This is a genomic window from Delftia sp. ZNC0008, assembly GCF_000799035.1.
GTDB lineage: Bacteria > Pseudomonadota > Gammaproteobacteria > Burkholderiales > Burkholderiaceae_C > Comamonas > Comamonas tsuruhatensis.
In genome coordinates this window covers 1-15,008 of record NZ_JTKZ01000572.1, presented here as the reverse complement: position 1 = coordinate 15,008, position 15,008 = coordinate 1, and the positions used below count along the sequence as shown (strand labels likewise).

Annotated in this window: 13 protein-coding genes; 9 read left to right on the top strand and 4 right to left on the bottom strand. The window is 68.1% G+C overall.

Annotation, left to right across the window (positions count from 1 at the left end; genetic code table 11):
• From L995_RS18940 to L995_RS18910, 7 genes are all read left to right on the top strand, one after another.
• On the top strand, nucleotides 1–1,411 hold a 1,411-nt coding region (locus L995_RS18940), incomplete at its 5' end, for a DUF5691 domain-containing protein (protein ID WP_047472997.1).
• Between the two features lie 66 nt (nucleotides 1,412–1,477).
• Complete coding sequence (locus L995_RS18935) at nucleotides 1,478–2,560, top strand: AAA family ATPase (RefSeq protein WP_016449186.1); 1,083 nt, start codon at nucleotides 1,478–1,480, stop codon at nucleotides 2,558–2,560.
• Between the two features lie 62 nt (nucleotides 2,561–2,622).
• The gene (locus L995_RS18930; RefSeq protein WP_016449187.1) at nucleotides 2,623–5,190 is read left to right on the top strand and encodes a DUF5682 family protein; all 2,568 of its coding nucleotides are present in this window, start codon (nucleotides 2,623–2,625) and stop codon (nucleotides 5,188–5,190) included.
• Nucleotides 5,187–6,419, top strand: a complete 1,233-nt coding sequence (locus L995_RS18925) for a VWA domain-containing protein (protein WP_016449188.1) — start codon at nucleotides 5,187–5,189, stop codon at nucleotides 6,417–6,419. Before L995_RS18930 ends, L995_RS18925 begins: the two co-directional genes overlap by 4 nt.
• Nucleotides 6,420–6,547: 128 nt before the next feature.
• A complete protein-coding gene (locus L995_RS18920; protein ID WP_047472996.1) occupies nucleotides 6,548–7,525 on the top strand; it encodes a DUF808 domain-containing protein in 978 nt (325 codons plus the stop codon).
• Between the two features lie 318 nt (nucleotides 7,526–7,843).
• Nucleotides 7,844–8,476, top strand: coding sequence for a hypothetical protein (locus tag L995_RS18915; RefSeq protein ID WP_016449190.1), 633 nt, complete (start codon nucleotides 7,844–7,846; stop codon nucleotides 8,474–8,476).
• Nucleotides 8,477–8,508: 32 nt separating this feature from the next.
• Nucleotides 8,509–9,315, top strand: a complete 807-nt coding sequence (locus L995_RS18910; RefSeq protein ID WP_047472995.1) for a hypothetical protein — start codon at nucleotides 8,509–8,511, stop codon at nucleotides 9,313–9,315.
• 33 nt (nucleotides 9,316–9,348) lie between these two features.
• On the opposite strand, the gene L995_RS18905 is transcribed toward L995_RS18910, so the two are convergent.
• The gene (locus L995_RS18905) at nucleotides 9,349–9,603 is read right to left on the bottom strand and encodes a hypothetical protein (protein WP_016451380.1); all 255 of its coding nucleotides are present in this window, start codon (nucleotides 9,601–9,603) and stop codon (nucleotides 9,349–9,351) included.
• A gap of 262 nt (nucleotides 9,604–9,865) precedes the next feature.
• On the opposite strand from L995_RS18905, the gene L995_RS18900 reads away from it, so the two are divergent.
• Both L995_RS18900 and L995_RS18895 read left to right on the top strand, forming a co-directional pair.
• Nucleotides 9,866–10,162 carry a type II toxin-antitoxin system RelB/DinJ family antitoxin gene (locus tag L995_RS18900; protein ID WP_043790100.1) on the top strand — a complete coding sequence of 99 codons (297 nt, stop codon included), beginning with the start codon at nucleotides 9,866–9,868 and terminating at the stop codon, nucleotides 10,160–10,162.
• Complete coding sequence (locus L995_RS18895; RefSeq protein WP_046986770.1) at nucleotides 10,162–10,497, top strand: type II toxin-antitoxin system YafQ family toxin; 336 nt, start codon at nucleotides 10,162–10,164, stop codon at nucleotides 10,495–10,497. The genes L995_RS18900 and L995_RS18895 overlap by 1 nt, the downstream gene beginning before the upstream one ends.
• 35 nt (nucleotides 10,498–10,532) lie before the next feature.
• Here L995_RS18895 and L995_RS18890 read toward each other — a convergent pair whose 3' ends face one another.
• The 3 genes from L995_RS18890 to L995_RS18880 all read right to left on the bottom strand — a co-directional run.
• Nucleotides 10,533–11,153 carry a glutathione S-transferase family protein gene (locus tag L995_RS18890; protein ID WP_047218388.1) on the bottom strand — a complete coding sequence of 207 codons (621 nt, stop codon included), beginning with the start codon at nucleotides 11,151–11,153 and terminating at the stop codon, nucleotides 10,533–10,535.
• A 117-nt stretch (nucleotides 11,154–11,270) separates the two neighbouring features.
• Nucleotides 11,271–12,794 (bottom strand): hypothetical protein, encoded by a 1,524-nt coding sequence (locus L995_RS18885; protein WP_047472994.1) that lies wholly within the window; start codon nucleotides 12,792–12,794, stop codon nucleotides 11,271–11,273.
• A 278-nt stretch (nucleotides 12,795–13,072) separates the two neighbouring features.
• Nucleotides 13,073–15,008 (bottom strand): TonB-dependent receptor (locus tag L995_RS18880; protein ID WP_047472993.1); only part of this gene is annotated, 1,936 nt, incomplete at its 5' end.

Below are 15,008 nucleotides of genomic sequence, written 5' to 3'. Positions count from 1 at the left end.
CAAGGACGGACCGTTCGAGCTGCAGGCCTCCATGCTGCGCACCCTGGACCAGGCCGGCCAGCGCCTGCCCCATGACCTGCTGGTGCCTGCGCTGGAGCAGGGCCGCCAGTCCGTGGAGCTGCGCCAGTGGCTGGCCCCGGTGCTGGGCGAGCGCGGGCGCTGGCTGGGCGCGCTCAATCCGCAATGGAGCTATGCCAGCGGCGTGGAGGAAACCGCCGACCCCGAACTGGTCTGGCAGGAGGGCTCGGTCGAGCAGCGCGTGGCCCTGCTGCGCAGCGAGCGCGCGGCCGATGCCGCCCAGGCCCGTGCGCGGCTGGAAGGCAGCCTGAAGGAGCTGGGCGCCAAGGAGCGCCTGCCCATGGTCCAGGCACTGACCGTGGGGCTGGGCATGGACGACGAGCCGCTGCTCGAAAAACTGCTGTCCGACCGCAGCAAGGAAATCCGCGAGAACGCCGCGCAAATGCTCTCGTGCCTGCCGGACAGCGCGCACAGCCAGCGCGTCATGGGCTGGATGCAGTCCATGCTTCAGCAGGACGACAAGGGCCAGTGGATCGTGGAGCCCCCCGAGGAAGGCCTCAAGGAATGGGAGCGCGACGGCATCACGCTCAAGCCCGATGCCTACTTCCGTGGCGGCAAGAAGGCCTGGCTGCTGGAGCAGATGGTGCAGCTCACCCCGGTGTCCTTCTGGACCCGCGCCCTGGGCCTGACGCCCCTGGAAGTGATGGAGTGGAGCCGGCGCAGCGACTGGAAATCCTCGCTGCGCCAGGGCTGGGTGCGGGCCCTGCAGTACCAGCTGGACGTGGAATGGATCGATGCCGCCCAGGCCCTGGGCCGCGACATGCGCCACGATGCGCTGCTGCCCGCCCTCATGGCCCGGCTGTCCCCCGAAGAACGCGAGTCCCGCTGGATTGCCCAGTTCGAGCGCGACAGGCACAAGCTCATCGACGCCATCGAGGGCATGTCCCAGTCGCTGGGCGGTGCCGAACTGCTCTCGCCGGCGCTGTCGGCGCGGCTGACCGAGGCACTGCATGTGGCCGTGGGCGGCAAGCAGATCACGGGCAACTGGCACAGCTACCGCGCCGACCAGGCCCTGCTGTCCTGCGCGCGCATGCTGGACGTGACCGCGCTGGAGCGCTTTGCCGAGCTGTGGCGCAAGCCCTCGGTGCTGGATGCGCAGGTCGAGCCCGAGCCAGAGCCCCCGGCCGAGCCTGTTGCAGAGACCGCAGCCGCTTCGGCATCTGCAGCAACAGCCGCCCCGGCCATTGCCCTCACGCCCCAGCAGCAGGCGCGCCTCGAACGCAGCCGCGCGCGGCCCTGGGACGAGGAGCGCATGCGCGGCCACCTGGAGCGCATCGTCGAGCTGCGCCTGGGCCTGCACCAGGCCTTCATCGCACTGCGCGGCCAGGCCTGAGGCCGGGCCCGCTTTGCCACCCACCCCCTACCGAATCCCATTCCCATCCCTTTCCGGAAGCACACCATGAGCCAAGTCCTGCGCCAGCATGCCGAACAGCAATTCGCCGAAGAACTCGAAGCCCTGCGCAAGGTGGACGACCGTCCGCGTCCGCCCAACTGGAAGCTGTCGCCCTGGGCCGTGCTCCAGTACCTGATGGGCGGCAAGCTCGGCAACGGCTTCGAGGTCAGCCCCAAGTACATCGGCAATCCGCGCCTGATGGAAATCGCCGTCTCCACCCTGGCCACCGACCGCGCCCTGCTGCTGTACGGCGTGCCGGGCACGGCCAAGTCCTGGGTGTCCGAGCACCTGTCGGCCGCCGTCAGCGGCGACTCCACCATGCTGGTGCAGGGCACGGCCGGCACCAGCGAGGAGCAGCTGCGCTACGGCTGGAACTACGCGCAGCTGCTGGCCCATGGCCCGTCCGAGAAGGCGCTGATTCCCAGCCCCCTGGTCAACGCCATGAAGCTGGGCAAGATCGCCCGCATCGAAGAGCTGACCCGCATCCCGGCCGACGTGCAGGACACGCTGATCACCGTGCTGTCCGAAAAGACCCTGCCCGTGCCCGAGCTGGGCACCGAGGTGCAGGCCGTGCAGGGCTTCTCGGTCATCGCCACGGCCAACAACCGCGACAAGGGCGTGAACGAGCTGTCCAGCGCGCTCAAGCGCCGCTTCAACACCGTGGTCCTGCCCGTGCCGGCATCGCAGGACGAGGAAGTGCAGATCGTCACCAAGCGCGTGGCCGAGCAGGGCCGCGCCCTGGCACTGCCCGCCGAGCCGCCGGCCCTGCAGGAAGTGCGCCGCGTGGTGCAGATCTTCCGCGAGCTGCGCAACGGCCAGACCGAGGACGGCAAGACCGTGCGCGTGAAGTCGCCCAGCAGCACGCTGTCCACGGCCGAGGCCATCTCGGTCATCAACAGCGGCATGGCGCTGGCCGGGCATTTCGGCGACGGCGTGCTGCGCGCGGGCGATGTGGCCTCGGGCCTGCTGGGCGCCGTGATCAAGGACCCGGTGCAGGACAGCGTGGTCTGGAAGGAATACCTGGAGACCGTGGTCAAGGAGCGCAGCGACTGGAAGGACCTGTACCGCGCCTGCCGCGAGCAGCTCTGAAGCCCGCACTCCCGCTCCGCTGACCGACCGCATCTTCTGCGCATCTCCTGTGCACTTCCCGTATGGCCACCTCTGCCAATCCGCTTCATTTCTTCGGCATCCGCCACCATGGCCCGGGCTGCGCGCGCAGCCTGCTGCAGGCCCTGGAGCAGCTGCAGCCCGACTGCCTGCTGGTCGAAGGCCCGCCCGAGGGCGAGTCCCTGCTGCCCATGCTCCAGCATGCCGACCTGCAGCCGCCCGTGGCCATGCTGGTCTATGTGCAGGACAGCCCGGCCCATGCCGCCTTCTATCCCTACGCCGAGTTCTCGCCCGAATGGCAGGCCCTGCAATGGGCGGCGCGCCAGGGCGTGGCCACGCGCTTCATCGACCTGCCCCAGACCCACCGCATGGCGCTGGACATGGCCGAGCAGGAGCGGCGCCGGGCCGAGGCGGCGGCAGCAGATGCAGGTGATGCGGGCGAGGATGCGGGCGATGAAGGCCAGGATGCCGACACCGGCTCCGATTCCGGCGTCGCTGCGGCAGACGGCGGCCAGCTCCAGAGCAATGCCGCCGAGGCCCTGGACCGCGACGACACCACGCAGTCCGTGCCGGCTGCCGACCTCGCCGTCGATCCCTCGGACCCCGGCAGGCGGGACTGGCGCGATCCGCTGGACCTGCTGGCCGAGGCGGCAGGCTACCCCGACGGCGAAAGCTGGTGGAACCGCATGGTCGAGGAGCGCGGCGACGGCGCCACCCTGTTCGAGGGCATTGCCGAAGCCATGGCCGTGGTGCGCGCCGAGCTGCCCAACGAAGTGCGCGGAGAACGCCACGCCCGGCGCGAGGCGCTGCGCGAAGCCTGGATGCGCCAGTGCATGCGCGAGGCCGTCAAGGCCGGCCACCAGCGCATTGCCGTGGTCTGCGGCGCATGGCATGTGCCGGCCCTGCAGGCCCAGGTCACCGCCAAGGCCGATGCCGCCACGCTCAAGGGCCTGCCCAAGGCCAAGGTCCAGGCCACCTGGGCGCCCTGGACCTACCGCAACCTGTGCTCGTCCAGCGGCTATGGAGCGGGCGTGGATTCGCCGGGCTGGTATGAGCACCTGTGGCGCTGCTCCGAGCCTGCGCCCGAGTCCTTGCTCCAGTCCGCACCTGCTGCCGACCCGGCACGCGCCAGCACCCGTCGCACCGTCGGCTGGCTGGCGCGCGTGGCCCATCTGCTGCGTTCCAAGGACCTGGACTGCTCCAGCGCCCACATCATCGAGGCCACGCGCCTGGCCGAAAGCCTGGCGGCCCTGCGCGGCCACGCCAGCCCGGGCCTGCCCGAGCTGGACGAGGCCATCGTCACCGTCATCAGCATGGGCGAGCGCGCTCCGCTGCGCCTGATCGAGCGCGAACTCAGCGTGGGCGACCGCATCGGCGGCGTGCCCGCCGACGTGCCCCAGGTGCCGCTGCAGCGCGACATCGAGCAGCAGCAAAAAAGCCTGCGCCTCAAGCCCGAGGCGGCCGCCAAGGTCCTGGCCCTGGACCTGCGCAAGGACACGGACCGCGACCGCAGCCACTTCCTGCACCGGCTGCGCCTGCTGGGCATAGAGTGGGGCAGCGTCACCACCGACCAGCAGCGCAACCGGGGCACCTTCCGCGAAAGCTGGCAACTGCAGTGGGAGCCCGAGCTGGCCGTGCGCGTCATCGAGGCCAGCCGCTACGGCGGCACCCTGGTGCAGGCTGCAGCCGCCAAGGTGCGCCAGGCGCTGACGCCCGAGACACCGCTGCCCGAGCTGGCCAGGACCATCGACGACGCCCTGCTGGCCGACCTGCCGCACCTGGTCGATGCCCTCATGCACGACCTGGCCGACCGCTCTGCCAGCACCGGCGACGTTTCCCAGCTCATGCAGGCGCTGCCGCCGCTGGCCAATGTGCTGCGCTACGGCAGCGTGCGCCAGACCGACACCCAGGCGCTGGCCACGGTGATCGACAGCATGGCGCTGCGTGCCGCCATCGGCCTGCCCCTGGCCTGCATGGCGCTGGATGAAGACGCCGCAAGGCACATGCAGGCCACGGTGCTGCAGGCCCACGAGGCCCTGCGCCTGCGCGATGCCGAGGAGCCGCGCGAGGTCTGGTTCGGCGCCCTGCGCAGCATTGCCCTGGGCGATGCCGGCGCGGCCCTGCTGCGCGGCACGTCCTGCCGCCTGCTGCTGGATGCCCACCGCCTGGACAGCGAGGCCGTGGCCACGCAACTGGGCCGCAATCTCTCGCTGGGCGTGCCGCCGCTGGACGCTGCCGCCTGGCTGGACGGCTTTCTCAACCGCCAGGCCCTGGTGCTGCTGCACGACGACGCCATCTGGGGCGCCGTCGATGCCTGGCTGGCCCAGCTGGGCGAGACCCAGTTCACCCAGATCCTGCCGCTGGTGCGCCGCAGCTTCTCGGCCTTCTCCAACCATGACCGCCAGAGCCTGGGCGAAAAGGCCCGGCGAGGGCAGGGCAGTGCGGCCGTCGTGGCGGCTGCATCCGCAGGTGCCGCAGGCGCGGCAGGCGGCGGTGACGACGGCGCCTGGAACGAGGCGCGCGCCGTGCTTGCCCTTCCCGTACTCGATCAACTGCTGGGCCTGAACCTGCCCGCGCAACTGCTGTCCAGCCCGCAGGAGGCCCAGCCATGAACACCGCTGCCACCGTGAACGATGCATCCCTTGCCGACGCCGATCCGCAGGACCCCGCCGTCCAGCCCACCAACCGGCTGCAGCGCTGGCGCCTGGTGCTGGGCCAGCCGGCCGAGGGCAGCTGCGGCGGGCTGGGCGCCAAGGGCGGCTCCCTCGAAGAGATGGACAAGGCCCTGGCCGCGCTCTACGAAGAAGACAACAAGGACGGCAGCCTCTCGCGCCGGGGCGGCCGGGGCAATTCCTCGCCCAGCGTGGCCCGCTGGCTGGGCGACATCCGCAAGTACTTTCCCAGCCAGGTCGTGCAGGTCATGCAGCGCGACGCCATGGAGCGCCTGAACCTGCGCGAACTCATGCTCCAGCCCGAAATGCTGGAGCATGTGCAGCCCGACGTGCACATGGTGGCCGACCTCATCTCCCTGGGCTCCGTCATCCCGCAGAACACCAAGGAGACCGCGCGCATCGTCGTGCGCAAGGTGGTGGACGACCTCATGCGCCGCCTGGAAGAGCCCATGCGCAGCGCCGTCTCGGGCGCGCTGGACCGCAGCCAGCGCAACCGCCGCCCGCGCCATTCCGAGATCGACTGGAACCGCACCATCCGCGCCAACCTGCGCCACTGGCAGCCCGACTACCGCACCATCGTGCCCGAGACCCTGGTCGGCTACGGCCGCAAGGTCCGCCGCCCGCAGCGCGAAGTCATCCTGTGCATAGACCAGAGCGGCTCCATGGCCAACTCCGTCGTCTACTCCAGCATCTTCGGTGCCGTCATGGCCAGCCTGCCGGCCGTCGCTACCCGTCTGGTGGTCTTCGACACGGCGGTGGTGGACCTGACCGACAAGCTCTCCGACCCCGTGGACGTGCTGTTCGGCGTGCAACTGGGGGGCGGCACCGACATCAACCGCGCCGTGGGCTACTGCCAGGGCCTGATCAGCGAGCCGCGCAATGCCATCGTCGTGCTCATCTCCGACCTCTATGAAGGGGGTGTGGAAAGCGGCCTGCTGCGCCGCGCCTCCGAACTGGTGGAGTCGGGCGTGCAGTTCATCACGCTGCTGGCCCTCAGCGACGAAGGCGCCCCTGCCTACGATGCGCAACTGGCCGCCAAGCTGGCCGCGCTGGGCGTGCCCTCGTTTGCCTGCACGCCGGACGCCTTCCCGCAGCTCATGGCCGCCGCCATCCGCCGCGACGACGTGGCGGCCTGGGCGGCAGGGCAGGGCTTCAAGACCAGCAAGTGACGGACGGCCGGTCGGCCCCGTGACCGGGCTGGCCGCCGGGCATCTCCTACATGGGCAGGACATGCCCAGGCCCCATGATGGCGCCCAGGCAAAAAGAAGTTCCCCGAACAATTCACTGGAGTAATGCGATGGCTGGTGCTGGTTTGCTGATGTTGCTGGACGATATTGCAGCGATCCTGGACGACGTGGCCCTCATGACCAAGGTCGCGGCCCGCAAGAGCGTGGCCATGGCCGACGATGTGTCCGTCATGACCAAGGTGGCTGCGCAGAAGACGGCCGGCGTGCTGGGCGATGACCTGGCCCTGAACGCCCAGCAGGTCACGGGCGTGCGGGCCGAGCGCGAGATTCCCGTGGTCTGGGCCGTGGCCAAGGGCTCGCTGATCAACAAGGCCATCCTGGTGCCTGCGGCGCTGCTGATCAGCGCCTTCATCCCCTGGGCTGTCACGCCGCTGCTCATGGTGGGCGGCGCCTTTCTTTGCTTTGAGGGTTGCGAGAAGCTGGCCCACAAATTCCTGCATTCGCCCGAGGAAGATGCCGTGGAGCGCGAGCGCCTGACCCAGGCCAATGCCGATGCGAGCGTCGATCTCGTCGCCATGGAAAAGGACAAGATCAAGGGCGCCGTGCGCACCGACTTCATCCTCTCGGCCGAGATCATCGCCATTACCCTGGGCACCGTGGCCTCGGCGCCGTTCGGGCAGCAGGTGGCCGTGCTGGCGGGCATTGCCCTCATCATGACCGTGGGCGTCTATGGTCTGGTGGCCGGCATCGTCAAGCTCGATGACCTGGGACTGTGGCTGGGCCAGCGTGCCAGCGCTGCGGCCCGCGCGCTGGGCCGGGGCATCGTCGCCGCCGCGCCCTGGCTCATGAAGGGGCTGTCCGTTGCGGGCACGGCCGCCATGTTCCTGGTGGGTGGCGGCATCCTCGTACACGGCGTGCCTGCGCTGCACCACGCCGTGGAGGGCCTGGGCGATGCCGTGGCCCAGGGCGCGCTGGGCGGCCTGTGGCGCGTGCTGGCGGTGAATGTGCTCAACGCGGTGGCCGGCATCGTGGCCGGCGCCATCGTGCTGGCGGCTGTCGAAGGCATCAAGCGCCTGCGCCGCCGCTGAGTCGCCGCAAGCAACGCCTGCCGGGGCTGCAGCCGGCAGAGCACACCAGGGGGGCCGTCAGGCCTCCTTTTCGATGGAATCTGCATGGAATTTGCACCTCAGCGCATCGCATTTGACTGTGGGCGCAAGCACGTGCATTTCCCCTGGAACTCTGCAAGGCCTGGCGTCCTCCTGTCCCTTGGCGGCGGCGCAATGCACTTGCGCCTGCCGGCCTCCGAGGTTCCGTGAACGGCCCATCGCCGCGCCAGAGCCATTGTCGGGACCGGGCGGCTGAAGCTGATTCCGCGCGGGTCCCTGGATTTTCATCAGGGGGATTCCATGATTTCCAATCTCACCAAGGCCAATGTGCTGCGCTCCGTCATCGCCGGCTGCTCGGTCGCGCAAGCGGGCAAGGCCGAGAAACTCGGCACCGAACGCGCACGCACCGCCCTCAATCGCATCTGCGAACTGCTGAATCTGCCCAACGACCTGGACGCCATACATGCGGAGCCGGACCTGTACCTCGAATCCCTGGCCCATTTCGAGAGCCTGCCCCAGTTCGAGCTGCGCACTCCCCTGGTGGCCAAGCTCAGGCAGGTCCTGGGCCTGCGCTCCTGCAGGCAACTGACGCCGGCCATGCTGGCGCAAGTCACCGCGTCACAGCTCATCAACCAGGGCATCTCCATCGTCGCGCTGGCCGATCTGCAGCAATGGCTGCTCAAGCACGATCTGTCGCTGCGGCACAGTCCGCCCGTCACGGAAGTGGACTTCAGGGAGGCCAGGAAAGCCATTGCCCTGCTGGATGCCTTCGACTTCGATACCGAATCGCTGGAATGGCAAATGAATCACCTTGCCCGCCCGCGCGCCAGGGGCAGGGGAAGGCGTGCCGCCGCCACGGCCCCCTCAACTGGCAGGCCTGCAGGTGAATCCCCTTCTGCCGGCTCCGCTCCTGCGTCTGCGTCTGCGCCCTAATATCGGCTTTCCCGAACCAAGCTCAGCACACCATGAAGCTCCCCTTGCTTGCCGCCATGGCCCTGGCACTGCAGCTGCTGGCGCCAGGGCCCGCCATGGCAGCCGACGACATCGTCTTCAAGGACAGCGCAGGCCGAGTGCTCAAGCGCAGCGACCTGGACAAGGCCGATGGCCGTTTCAGCTGGGAACTGCCCCGCGCCACACCCGTCAGCCAGGCGGCGCGCGATGCCCATGCCCTGGGCCGCGCCGCAGGGCAGCGCGGTGACAACCGGGCTGCGCTGGCGCATTTCGAGACCGCCTCGAAGCTGGCGCCGGACTGGCCTTATCCCGTCTACGACGCCGCATTCACCTACCTGCTGCAAAAGGACTTCGATGCGGCCTATCGCCACTACCGGCGCGTGGATGCAATGGCTCCCAGGGGTTTCTTCATGGCCAAGACGGCCGTGCACAGCCTGCGCATGGAGCGCGATGGCAAGCTCCCGCAAGGCACCTATCTGCGCTACCTCGCCCTGGAGTGGGAGACCGACAGGAGCAAGGTGCGCCAGGCCGCCCTGACCATGACCCGCGAAACCCCTGGCTTCGCCCCCGCCTGGAAGACAGCGGCCCTGATGGAGGACGACCCCGACCAATGCCTTGCCCTGCTGGACAGCGGCCTGAAGGCCGGCCCCGATGCCCAGACCCGCGGCTTTCTGCTGCTGAACAAGGCCCTGCTGCTGCGCGAGCGCAACCAGATTCCCGAGGCCATGGTGATGCTGGGAGAGCTGGCGGTGGACCCCCGGTCTCCGCTGGATGTCGAGGCCCTGGCGCGGCACACGCTGGCGCAGTGGGCGCGGCCTTGAGACCGGCACCCGCGCCTTCGCTGGCCGGCCCACTCAGCGCATCGCCAGCTCCACGGCCTCCGCAGACAGCCCGTAGGCCTCGACAAAGACCTCGATGCGGTCCTGCGTCTGCGCGTTCACAAACGTCTCCATGCCCACGCTGTCCATCTCCCCTGACAGCATCTGGCCCGTATTCACGGGGCGGGTATCGAGCTGCTGCGCCAGCACACAGCTGTCCTCTCCCTCCGGCTGCAGGCCGATGAGCCCCGTCTGGTTGTTGATGGCAATCACCCTGGCTTGTCTTTGCATGCTCCACCCTGTCGTCTGAATCCGTCGTTTCTGGAATGGCGAAAAGGCGCCGCCTTGTGCAACGCCCCTGCCTGTCCTGGCGACTGTAGGCAAGGCTTGCGGACGTCGGTAGAGGTCCGGGACTTGGAGGACTGCGAAGGGAAATTTACGAATGACTGTCTGGTTTTTTGTTTTTGCAAGTGAATGCGTGTGGAAGGTCGCAGCAACAGTTGATTTGAGATTGCCTAGAATAGGTCGGCAAGTGACTTCAAAGGAGCAAAAGATGACCATCATCCGTACTACTGTGGATGACAAGATCTACGACAGCGCTGCCGACATACTTTCTACGCTGGGCATGGATGTGAACGCCGCCGTGCGCATGTTTCTGCAGGGCGTTGTGCTGCACAACGGGATTCCCTTTGACCTGCGGCTGACGGCGGAGCAGGTGCAGGCGATGCGGCTGCGTAGAGAGACAAACCGGCAGGCCACTTTGGAGGCGAGAGAAATCGCCAGAGGCGGTGAACCTGGACATGCCTCTGTTGAAGCCATGCTGCAGGCCATGGAAAGGGATGAAGCCTGATGGCCGGCAAGAAGGGCTACAGGCTGCGCACCATCGCGTACACCAAGACCTTCAAGAAGGACTACCAGCGCATGGCGGCATCAGGCCGCTACGACATGACACTGGTGAACCAGGTCGGCGGCCTGCTCATTGCCCACACGGCGCAGCAGGTGCTGGCGGCGCAGTGGAGCGATCACGCCTTGATCGCCGATGATGAATGGGACGCGGGCGATCGGGATATTCATCTGGGGGGCGACTTCCTGCTGATCTACCGCATTGATCCGCATCCCGAAGCCAAAGACATGGAGATCGTCATCTTCAAGCGCCTTGGAACCCACGGCGATCTGTTTGGCTGAGCGCGGCCATCGCAGGCCGCGGGCAGCCTCCCCACTCAGCTCCCCAGCGCCCCGCGCACGGCAGCGCGCTCGCCCATGCGCTTGAAGTGCGCCTGCACCTTGGGGAAACCGGCGATGTCCACGCCGTCGCCCTCCAGCCAGCCGGCAATGGTGAACAGATAGGCGTCGGCCACGGAATAGTCGGAGCCCAGCACCCAGGGCGCGTCGCCCAGGTAATGGCGCTCTATCACGCCAAAGCATTCGGCCATGTTGGCTGCCACCTTGCGCTGCATGGAGGCAATGGCCGGCTCGTCATCGGCCCAGCGGCCTGCGCGCCGGCCGTGGGCGTGGGCCACGTGCACGGTGGAGGACAGGTAGCCGTGGAACTCCTGCATGTGGGCGAAGGCATAGGCATCGTCCAGCGGGGCAAGCCGTGCTTCGGGAAAGCGCCGGGCAATATAGGCGAGCAGGGCCGGCGTTTCGGTGAGCACGCCGCGCTCGGTCACCAGGGCGGGCACGCGGCCCTTGGGATTGATGGCCAGGTATTCGGGGCTGCGCTGCTCGCCCTTGGAGAAATCGAGCTTGACGACTTCATGGGGCGCATTGGCCTCGATCAGGGCGATGCGGGCGGCCAGGGCGCAGGTGCCGGGAGCGTAGTAGAGCTTGAGGGTGGTCATGAAAGAGACGGGTAGGGGTGGGATACGGGCAGATTCTGCCGTCGGCGCCGATGGCCGGACCGGCCCTCCAACTTAGTGCGTATTGCACGGTCGTGCAAGCGGCATCGTTGTCTTGTCCTATGCCTGCTCGGCATTCCAGCGCACGGTGCGTGCGGGCAGGTCAATGTGGATGGTGTGGCGGCCGCCGTCATGCAGTAGCAGGTCCAGCTTCCCGTCCTGGCCATCCACGAACGTGATGCCTTCAATCATGGGGGCGTCGATCAGGTCGTTGCAGTCGAGCGCGATCCAGGCATCGGTCTGCAGATCCAGCAGGCGCAGATGGGGGAAGTCGGGGTCCTCGCCATATTCGATGCAGGCCACCATGGCCCAGGGCTTGGAGACGGCCACGGCCGTGAGGGTGCTATCCGGGCTCTGCGCGCAGGCGCGCGCCTGCAGGGCATCGAGCAGCGTGGGCATGTCGTCCAGCATGTGTGCATAGGGAGACTCGGGCGGCACGGTGCGTACCGGCCCGGTGGCTGCCTTGGCGCTTTTGGCGCTTTCGGCGCGTTTGGCAGGCTCTGCCGTTGGGGTGCTGCGCCTGCGGCCCGCTGGCGGAAGGTGCTGGATTTTGCCGCCCGCAATGCCTAGAAAGACACCGCATTCGCTCACGCTCAGATGCCTGTAGTTGCGGCTGCTGCACGGGGTTTCCCAAAGCGGGGCGCCGGTGTCCGGGTCCACGGCGACAAGATAGGCCCGCTCCATGCCGTCCTCGTGCCTGTCCTGTATTCCATAAAGGACGCCGGCATGGCATTGCGGCGCGCTGACATGGGTAGGCGACAGGCACGGTCCGAAACGGTTGCTGCGAATGTCATAGCCATACATGCCCTGGCGTGCAAAGCAGAAATAGACCACGCCGTCACGATGCGCTGCCCGCTGGGCATGCACATGCCGGCGCTCATCGTCAGGTTGAACGGGAGGTGTGATGGCCAGGACTTCGCCGCTGCAAGGATGGATGCGAAGCCAGGGTGCATCGATGTCCACGTGGTCTCTGCTGCCGGGGCCGAACACGGCCCACGCGCCTGCAATGGCGGGCGAGTACAGGTCGCGGGCACTGTCCACCCACAGCACATGCTCGGTGTGCCCGTCGGTTTCATGCCAGCGCCGCAGCTCCGAGCGCTCAGGGTGGACGATCCAGCCGTAGACCGCCCCCTCCAGCACAAACGCACCCTGCAGGCCCAGCGCCAGCGTGCTGCCCTGCCAGGTGCGACGGTCCAGCAGCAGATAGCGGCCCTCGGGACTGCTCTCCTCCATCGCGACGAGCCAGCGATGCGCGTCCAGCTCCACGGGAACGGGCCAATGCCTAGCCTGCATGCCCGGCACGGCATGGAAGTCGAACAGGCATTCGCCGGTGCGGGCATCAAGCACCTGGTCGCAGAGCATCAGATGCCGCTCGTCCACGAACCACGACATGCCCTCGCTCTCGCGCATGCGGTGGTCCCAGAGCACGTTGCCGGTGGCCACATCAACGGCGCGCAGAAAGGACGTTGTGCTGTCCCCCTTGTTGCAGTACTCGTAGTAGAGCCGGCCATCGACCACGCTCATGGCGGTGTCGATGATGAAGATGCTCTTGTCTCCAATGGCCTGGGATTTGCCGTAGTGCATGCGCGCCTTTCAAAGACCTGATTGTCGCCAGCAGAGCGCGGTGTGGACTGGGCGAAATGTCAAGTCGATGGCGTGGTGCGCGGCTGAACCAATGCAGCTGCGGCGGTGCAACGCCATCCGATCCAGACGAGCAGGTCCGCGATGCGCTGTGCTGGATGCAAGCTGCACCGAGCGTGCTGCAGATGCATGCCGAGTGGGCGGTCTGTTGCTGTCCGCCGGGCGTTGTTCCAAGAGCGGGGGCCTGCATTGCTCCCCCTGGCGGGCAGCAATGGCGGCACTCAGAACCGATAGGCCGCCGCCACACGCACCTCGCGCCCGAAGCCCAGCGCGCAGAATTGCGCGCCGCCACGGAAGGTGTTGCATTGCGTGCGGTACTGCCTGTCGGTGAGGTTGCTGAGGTTGACCGAGAAGCGCCACGGGCCGGTGGTGTAGGCGGCCATGGCGTCCCACAGCGTGTAGGCGTCGTTCATGGGGGTCTTCACGCCGTCCATGGGCAGCTCGCCAGGCGTGGCGCTGATGTGGCGCAGGCCCAGGCCCAGCTCCAGGGCGCCGCGCTGGTACTTGCCCCACAGCGATGCGGCATGGCGCGGCGTGGCGCCGGGGCGCGCGCCGATCTCGATGGCGTTGTTGCTGCGCGTGACCCTGGAGTCGAGGTAGGTATAGGCCGCAATGGCCGAGAAGCCGCCGCCGATCTCGCCCTGGGCCTGCAGCTCCAGCCCCCGGTTGCGCACTTCGCCGGTCTGCACGTCGAAGCGCGGGTTGAGTGTGGATGGCGTGCGCACATTGCGCTTGCGCAGGTCGAACACTGCGGCGCTGAGCGTGTAGCCGGTCGACGGCGGCGCGTAGCGCAGGCCGGCCTCGAACTGGCGCGCGGTCTCGGGCTCGTAGGGCCTGCCGTTGGCGTCGGTGGCCGTGACCGTGGTCAGCGGCGGCTGGAAGGAGTTGTTGAAGGACACATAGGGAGCCAGGCCGCTGGGTGCCAGGTAGATCAGGCCCAGCCGCCCGGTGACGGCGCTGTCGGTGCGGCGCACGGTGGTGATGGCGAAGGGCGCGGTGGCTGCGGCGCGCGCGTCGTAGTCGGTGTCTATGCGTGCGCTGTCGCGGCGCAGGCCGGCGCTGAGCACCCAGCGCTCGCCGAACTTGATCTGGTCCTGCACGTACAGGCCTGCCTGGTGCGTGCGGGCCAGCGCGCGGTCGCTGAGGTAGTTGTCATTCCAGTTCGGCGCGATGTGGATGGGGTTGACCAGGTCCAGCGGCGCCACGGCGCCGTTGAGCGAGTAGATGCGCCAGTCGAGCCTGGAGCGGTAGTAGTCGAAGCCCACGGCCCACTGGTGCGAGACGGCACCCGTCCGGTGGCGGCCTGCGATCTGCGTGTCCATGACCCAGGTCTGTTCGGCGTCGGGCCGCACCATGGCCAGGCGTGCCATGCCGCGCTGGTCGGCCGTCAGGCCCCGGTTGCGCATCTCGCGCCGGTCGTTGCGGCCGTCCAGGTAGCGCAGGTTGTTGCGCAGCGTGAGCTGGTCGTTCAGCCGGTGCTCCAGCAGCCAGCCCACGCTGGCGTTGCGCTTGTGGTGGCCAGATCCCGGTCCGCTGACGTTGATGTCCGTGGCCGACCAGCCCGCAGGCGTCTGGCGGTAGTAGGGGATGACGAAGCCGGTTTCGTCCTCCTGGTACTGCGCCAGCACGGTGAGGCTGGTGCGCTCGCCCAGCAGTGTGAAGGAGGGGGCGATGTAGCTGCGGTCGGCGCGCAGGCCGTTCCACTGCGTGCCCGATTCGCGCTTGAGCACGGTCAGCCGGGCCAGTGCCGTGCCCTGTTCATTGATGGCGCCACCGATGTCGGCCGTGAGCTGGCGCCGGTCGTGGCTGCCGAATTCCACGCCCACTTCGCGCTGCATGCCGGCGCGCGGGCGCTTGGTGACGGCATTGATCAGGCCGCCGGGCGCGGACTGGCCGTACAGCACCGAGGCCGGGCCGTGCACGACTTCCAGCCGCACCAGCCCATACGGCTCCAGGTTGGTCATGAAGCCGTTGTGGACCATGCGCATGCCGTCCCTGTACAGGCCCGTGCCCGTCAGATAGAAACCGCGCACGGCCACGTCGTCATCGGTGATGCCGTAGTCCATGGGACGCACGCCCGCGCTGTAGCGCACGGCTTCGGCCACGCTGGAGATGGCCTGGTCGCGGATCTGGGCCTCGCCGATGATGCTGACGCGG

Excerpts from the sequence above, each read along its gene's own strand:
- L995_RS18935 (WP_016449186.1), top strand. The coding sequence starts at position 1,478 with ATGAGCCAAGTCCTGCGCCAGCATGCCGAACAGCAATTCGCCGAAGAA.
- L995_RS18930 (WP_016449187.1), top strand. The coding sequence starts at position 2,623 with ATGGCCACCTCTGCCAATCCGCTTCATTTCTTCGGCATCCGCCACCAT.
- L995_RS18925 (WP_016449188.1), top strand. The coding sequence starts at position 5,187 with ATGAACACCGCTGCCACCGTGAACGATGCATCCCTTGCCGACGCCGAT.
- L995_RS18920 (WP_047472996.1), top strand. The coding sequence starts at position 6,548 with ATGGCTGGTGCTGGTTTGCTGATGTTGCTGGACGATATTGCAGCGATC.
- L995_RS18915 (WP_016449190.1), top strand. The coding sequence starts at position 7,844 with ATGATTTCCAATCTCACCAAGGCCAATGTGCTGCGCTCCGTCATCGCC.
- L995_RS18910 (WP_047472995.1), top strand. The coding sequence starts at position 8,509 with ATGAAGCTCCCCTTGCTTGCCGCCATGGCCCTGGCACTGCAGCTGCTG.
- L995_RS18905 (WP_016451380.1), bottom strand. The coding sequence starts at position 9,603 with ATGCAAAGACAAGCCAGGGTGATTGCCATCAACAACCAGACGGGGCTC.
- L995_RS18900 (WP_043790100.1), top strand. The coding sequence starts at position 9,866 with ATGACCATCATCCGTACTACTGTGGATGACAAGATCTACGACAGCGCT.
- L995_RS18895 (WP_046986770.1), top strand. The coding sequence starts at position 10,162 with ATGGCCGGCAAGAAGGGCTACAGGCTGCGCACCATCGCGTACACCAAG.
- L995_RS18890 (WP_047218388.1), bottom strand. The coding sequence starts at position 11,153 with ATGACCACCCTCAAGCTCTACTACGCTCCCGGCACCTGCGCCCTGGCC.
- L995_RS18885 (WP_047472994.1), bottom strand. The coding sequence starts at position 12,794 with ATGCACTACGGCAAATCCCAGGCCATTGGAGACAAGAGCATCTTCATC.